Origin of the sequence: Rhodoferax sp. UBA5149, assembly GCF_002413825.1 — a bacterium.
In the GTDB taxonomy this organism is placed as follows: Bacteria; Pseudomonadota; Gammaproteobacteria; order Burkholderiales; family Burkholderiaceae_C; genus Rhodoferax.
In genome coordinates, this window is record NZ_DHXT01000170.1 from 1 (window position 1) to 1,093 (window position 1,093).

A 1,093-nucleotide genomic window follows, 5' to 3' on the forward strand; every position below is an offset into this window, starting at 1 on the left:
TCCTGCTGGTTGTTCAGCGCAAAGGCAAACAGGGTAAAAAAAATGGCTGCCTTAAGTATCCACTTAAGCAGCCACAGGAGGTTTTTCATTGATCTTCCCAGTGACGGGTTGATTCTAACTTCGTGCTCAGGCCTTGGTCTTGGCTTGCAGCTCTGCGGTGCGCAGGTCCACCGCTTCACGCAATGCTTTGCCAGGTTTGAAGTGAGGCACGCGTTTTTCGGGAATGGCCACGCTTTCGCCACTGCGCGGATTACGTCCCATGCGGGGCGGTCTGCGATTGATGGAAAAACTGCCGAAACCCCGAATCTCGATTCGGTGTCCGCGTACCAAGGCGTCGTTCATTGCGTCAAGAATAGTCTTGACAGCAAATTCGGCATCGCGGTGGGTGAGTTGGCCAAAGCGGGCGGCCAGTTCTTCGACAAGGTCGGAGCGCGTCATGAAAAGCCCAAAAACAAGACGGGACAGAGCGAATCGCGCAGCACAAACTTGATGTTTGTGCTGCCGGTTCGCGCTGTCCCGAACCGGAACCGTCTTAGTTGTTGTTGTCCAGCTTGGCGCGCAGCAATGCGCCCAGGCTGGTGGTACCGGCATTTTCACGGGCCGATTGCTGGCTCAAAGTGGACATGGCTTCGTTCTGATCAGCCGCATCCTTGGCCTTGATGGACAACTGGATGTTGCGGGTCTTGCGATCCACGTTGACGACCACAGCGGTGACTTCGTCGCCTTCCTTGAGCACATTGCGAGCATCTTCCACGCGGTCGCGGGAGATTTCGCTGGCGCGCAGGTAGCCGATGATGTCGTCGCCCAGATCGATTTCAGCGCCCTTGGCGTCCACGGTCTTGACCTTGCCGGTGACAACCTGGCCCTTGTCATTGATGGTGGCAAAGGTGGTGAACGGATCGGAGTCCAACTGCTTGATGCCCAGGGAGATGCGTTCGCGGTCCACGTCCACAGCCAACACCAGGGCTTCGACTTCCTGGCCCTTTTTGTATTCGCGCACAGCGGTTTCGCCGGGCTCGTTCCAGGACAGGTCGGAGAGGTGAACCAGACCGTCGATACCGGCAGCCAGACCCACGAACACGCCGAAGTCGGT

General features: G+C 57.5%; 2 protein-coding genes and 1 pseudogene. All 3 read right to left on the bottom strand.

What is annotated here, in order from left to right:
• Positions 1-89 (bottom strand): annotated as a pseudogene (locus B3V69_RS15455) (DUF1049 domain-containing protein); the annotation flags it as partial.
• Positions 90-126: 37 nt separating this feature from the next.
• Positions 127-438: an integration host factor subunit beta gene (locus B3V69_RS15460; RefSeq protein WP_296447907.1), complete on the bottom strand. Its 312-nt coding sequence runs from the start codon at positions 436-438 to the stop codon at positions 127-129.
• 94 nt (positions 439-532) lie between these two features.
• Positions 533-1,093 (bottom strand): S1 RNA-binding domain-containing protein (locus tag B3V69_RS15465; RefSeq protein WP_296447908.1); only part of this gene is annotated, 561 nt, incomplete at its 5' end.

Coding starts and splice junctions, on each gene's coding strand:
- B3V69_RS15460 (WP_296447907.1), bottom strand. CDS start 438: ATGACGCGCTCCGACCTTGTCGAAGAACTGGCCGCCCGCTTTGGCCAA.